The sequence below is a fragment of the Atribacter sp. genome (assembly GCF_035418125.1).
In the GTDB taxonomy this organism is placed as follows: Bacteria; Atribacterota; Atribacteria; order Atribacterales; family Atribacteraceae; genus Atribacter; species Atribacter allofermentans.
In genome coordinates, this window is sequence record NZ_DAOLQM010000167.1 from 1 (window position 1) to 4,872 (window position 4,872).

The 4,872-nt window shown below is 38.6% G+C and carries 4 protein-coding genes; all 4 read left to right on the plus strand.

Going from position 1 to position 4,872, the window contains the following annotated elements; genetic code table 11:
* The first annotated feature begins 88 nt into the window (after positions 1–88).
* Positions 89–865, plus strand: a complete 777-nt coding sequence (locus PLK24_RS08375; RefSeq protein WP_324478111.1) for an HAD-IIA family hydrolase — start codon at positions 89–91, stop codon at positions 863–865.
* A 208-nt stretch (positions 866–1,073) separates the two neighbouring features.
* Positions 1,074–2,528, plus strand: coding sequence for an NAD(P)/FAD-dependent oxidoreductase (locus PLK24_RS08380; RefSeq protein ID WP_324478113.1), 1,455 nt, complete (start codon positions 1,074–1,076; stop codon positions 2,526–2,528).
* Positions 2,512–3,768, plus strand: coding sequence for an NAD(P)/FAD-dependent oxidoreductase (locus PLK24_RS08385; RefSeq protein WP_324478115.1), 1,257 nt, complete (start codon positions 2,512–2,514; stop codon positions 3,766–3,768). Before PLK24_RS08380 ends, PLK24_RS08385 begins: the two co-directional genes overlap by 17 nt.
* Positions 3,731–4,126, plus strand: coding sequence for a DUF1667 domain-containing protein (locus PLK24_RS08390; protein ID WP_324478117.1), 396 nt, complete (start codon positions 3,731–3,733; stop codon positions 4,124–4,126). The genes PLK24_RS08385 and PLK24_RS08390 overlap by 38 nt, the downstream gene beginning before the upstream one ends.
* Positions 4,127–4,872 lie beyond the last annotated feature (746 nt).

The following is a 4,872-nucleotide window of genomic DNA, read 5'->3' on the forward strand; positions in this document are numbered from 1 at the left end:
AAGTTCTTCCAAACCTTCAAAAAATATGTAAACATAGTGGTAGAAGAAATAGGTATTGGGAGTATTAAATAGGAAAGGAAAGCGATCGATGGATTTGAAAGCAAAAAAAGTATTCCTTATGGATATGGATGGAACGTTTTATTTAGGGAATACAATTATTCCGGGTTCTTTAGATTTTATTGATCGATTACAAAAAAACGGAAAATCGTTTTATTTTCTTACCAATAATTCATCTCGGGACGCAAATTTTTATGCTTTAAAGCTTAATAATATGGGTTTGAAAACTATTCATAAATCCCAGATTATTACCTCTGGTGAAATTTGTGCCTGGTATCTGCAAAGGCTAAAACCAAATGGGAAAGTGTATCTCTTGGGCACCAAAGAATTGGAACGTGACCTGCTCAAGGTTGGTCTTGTCAGCGTTCAAAACGATCCGGATTTTATTGTGCTCGGTTTTGACAAAACCCTCACCTATCATAAACTGGAAAGAGCATGCTATTTTATACGACAAGGGATTCCATTCTTTGCTACTCACCCTGATATTAACTGTCCGACCGAGGATGGTCCGATACCAGACACTGGTTCGATGATCAAAATGATTGAGGAATCAACCGGGATATCACCTAAAATTTTTGGGAAACCTTATCCCGAAGTTATTGAATATGTATCGTATCGAACCAAAACCACTCAAAACGAAATCGTTATGATTGGCGATCGTTTGTATACTGATATCGCCATGGGTAAAAAATCAGGAATTACTACAATTTTAGTTTTGACCGGTGAAACCCAAAAAGACGATGTTAAAGAATCTCCATGGCAACCGGATTATGTCTTTCCTTCTCTTAGTGATATTGATTTTAACTGATATTCTTATTGTATTGACTGTTGTTTAACAAAGAATATTATGTTATATTAAGTCAAAGAGTATTAGGCTTGGAGAATAGGAGAAAGCCTTTCGAGACAATTCTTTATTTGTCTCGAAAGGCTTTTTTTGTTTTATCACACTTTTTTAATGTTTCTACTAATCTTCTGTCGCAAAATTTTTTATTGAATAAATCAAGGAGAGCATCAATGTGAAAAAGGCTTATGATGTGATCATTATTGGAGGAGGAGTTGTGGGTTGTGCAATTGCCTGGTTTCTTTCTCACTTTGATTTAAAAATACTCCTTCTCGAGAGAGAGCTCGATGTTTGTTGTGGAATAAGCAAGGCTAATACAGGTATTATTCATTCTCGTAGCTATCTCACTCCAGGAACCGTGAAAGGGGAGCTCCATCAAAGAGCTTTATCATGGTTTCCTAAAATTGAAAAAGAACTGGATTTTCATCCTTCAGTTACCGGAGCATTAACTGTTGCGTTTAACCAGGATGATCTAAACTACTTAAAATCTTTGAAAAATATCGGAAAATATGATGATGCTGAGATCTTAAGCCCACAAGAATCTCTAATACTCGAGCCAAACCTATCAGATCGAATAGTTGCTACTTATTATGATCCTCATGCCGCGGTCGCGTCTCCTTTTCGCCTTACCTTAGCCTTTGCTGAAGGGGCGGCTTTAAATGGAGTTGAATTTCATTTTGATAGTTCTGTAGAGGGTTTTGACCATCAAGGCAAAAAGATCATCGTACATACTCCTAATGAAAATTATGAAGCTTCATATGTTGTCAATGCTGCTGGTCTATCATCGGCAAAAATAGCTAAAAAATCAGGGGATCAGATTCCGGTTTTTTCAACATTTAAAGGTGAATATTTTTTGCTTGATAAAGAAAGCCAGGGCTTGGTGAAAAAAATTCTCTATCCAGTTCCTAACTCATTAAGTAAAGGTATCCTTGTTTCACCAACCCCAGAAGGGAATATTTTAGCTGGGCCAAACTTTGAATCGAGTTGTGCTGACGATACCTCGACCACATCTCAAGGGTTGAATGAAGTCAGGGCTGGTGCTCAAAAGCTAGTGCCTCGATTTCCTTTCAATCAAACTATTCAGATTTTTGCTGGCATTCGGCCTACCTTGCCCGAAAGAGATTTCCTTATCTTTGTTTCCAAAAAGCATCCAGGTTTAATTCACCTGTGTGGGATTGAATCACCAGGTCTTACAGCTTCTCCAGGAATAGCAGAATATGTGGGAGAATTACTGATTCAGCAAGGATTATCATTAAAAGAAAAAGACCAGATAATTTTTAGAAAAGCTTTTCCTGTATTTCATGATTGTGATTGGAAAAAACGCGAGGAACTTATTGCCCAAGATCCCGATTGGGGTCAGATTGTCTGCCGGTGTGAAGAAGTCACCCTGGCGGAAGTTAAATATGCCTTAAGAATGAACCCTCCGGCTCGAACTATGGACGGTTTAAAACGAAGAATCAGGGTTACCGCTGGACGCTGCCAGGGAAGTTTTTGTCAAATGCATCTTCCTTCTATAGTTATGAATTTATTAAACATCGGTATTCAAGACTTATTAAAATCGGATAAAAATTCGAATTTACTTGTTGGTGAAACGAAAAAGGTGGTTAATACTCATGCCACACCACATTGATTGTGATGTCGTCGTTATTGGGGGAGGGCCAGCAGGTATGGCATCAGCACTATCTGCTTGGAACCACGGTGCCAGGAAAATATTTATCTTAGAAAGAAATGATTACTTGGGAGGAATATTGAATCAGTGTATTCATCCCGGTTTTGGTTTGCAAATATTTGGAGAAGAACTGACTGGTCCTGAATACGCTGCCCGATATATTGATCAATTAGCCAAAACCTCAATAGAGGTGATGACTGAAACAACCGTACTTGACCTTACCCCAAATAAAAAAATAACTGCGGTTAACCCAAAAGGTGTTTGGGAATTCTATAGTGAATCAGTCATACTCAGCATGGGATGTCGAGAAAAAACCAGAGGGATGATTTTTATCCCTGGATTTCGTCCAGCTGGAATCTATACTGCAGGCTTAGCTCAGTATCTAGTCAATATTGAAGGTTATTTGCCGGGGAAGAAAGTGGTTATTTTAGGATCAGGGGATATTGGCTTAATTATGGCCCGCAGGTTAACCCTTGAAGGTGTTAAAGTAGAAGCGGTGGTAGAGGTACGGCCTTCATTAAGCGGTCTTATCCGGAATTATGTGCAGTGTTTGCTTGACTTTGAGCTTCCTCTATTACTTTCTCACACAGTAACCAACATTTTTGGTAAAGAACGAGTCGAGGGAGTAGAAATAAGTCGAGTTGATCAATCTTGGCAACCAATTCCAGGAACCGAAAGGTTATTAAGCTGTGACACCCTTCTTCTTTCGGTAGGACTCCTTCCTGAAAATGAAATATCTCGAAAAGCTGGTGTTTCTCTGTGTCATTTTAGTCATGGGCCTTTGGTTGATGAAAATTTCTCTACTGACCTTGATGGGATATATGCCTGTGGAAATGTCGCTTCAGTTTTCGATTTAGTCGATTATGTCACTTTGGTGTCACAAAAAGCCGGTCAGTCAGCCGCTGAAAATAGAGATAAAAAACCAATAAAGTATCAATTGAATCCCGGGTCAGGAGTAGGTTTAGTTATCCCACAACGAGTTCGGCAAGTTAATGATGGTTGGTTATTTATTCGTCCTGACCAAAGTTTCCGTGATGGGGAAGTTCAATTTAGAACTCAAGGAAAAGTATTTGATCAAAAGAGAGTAGCCGTCTGTCGCCCTAGTGAGATGGTTCGCTATGACCTTAAAAATATACATTGGCCTGAAGAAGGAGGAGAAATCATTGTTGAAATTGTCGGAAGCTCAGTCGAAGGAATCTAAACAACTCATTTGTACTTCCTGTCCTATGGGATGTTCTCTCCGAGTTGAAAAAGATGGAGAAAAAATTGTAGTTACTGGTGCAAAATGCAAACGGGGAAGTCAGTACGCACAAGATGAAATGCTCAATCCAAAAAGAACAGTGACAACAACAGTTGTTGTTTTGAACGGGGAAATCCGACGGCTTCCAGTTCGAACTAAAAAACCCTTTCCCCTTCGACGCGTCTCAGAATTGATTCAATTTCTTTCGACTATAGAAGTCGAGGCACCAGTTCAGGTTGGTCAAGTTATTGCAACCAATTGTTTGGGAGAAGGTGTTGATATAATAGCTACTCGAACGATTTTGAGGCGATCCAAATGATGGAAATATTCATTGCCTTATAGTTATAACAAGAAATTGGAGATAATCATTAAGCAGGTGGTGAGAAATTCCCAGTTCTTTTTCAAATTTGATTTGCCCTGACTCAGGGATAAATATCAATCCTTATAATGCTGTTATAAATAAACCCCCAACCATAAGTCATTTCTCGATTTTTCCTCATATTTTGAACTTTTATAAATGTTCATTTTGTAATTTGACAAACGAAAAAATATTCGATATAAATTAATTATAAGTTATTGAGAAAATGATATTGAGAAATTTCTCAATTTGTAGTGAATATCTCCCCTAAAAAGTCTTAATATAATAAAAGAACTTCTTGTTACGTTCGCAGCACTGGATAAAGATGAAAATAGTTATTTCAATCCGTCATTACGAGGAGCTCTGCGACGTGGTAATCTCATTTAGCTATTCTTTCATTCTAAGGAATCCGGAATTTTTTACTGGACATTATAAGGATCTCATTCAATTCGATTCCACAATTCTATAATTTCTCAATTCTACAAATAATAAAGATGACTCATGAGATTGCCACGACCTCAAAAAACAAGGTCTCGCAATGACGACTCAAGGTTCCTTCTCCCTTGATGGGAGAAGGTGAGGATGAGGATGAAAGTCCAGGATGACGAATGAAAAGCACCCTCCCCGCCGTAAACGGCACCCCTCCAAGGAGGGGAATTGTTCAATATATTCCCCCATTGAGGGGGGATTCAGGGGGGTGTGCCTTT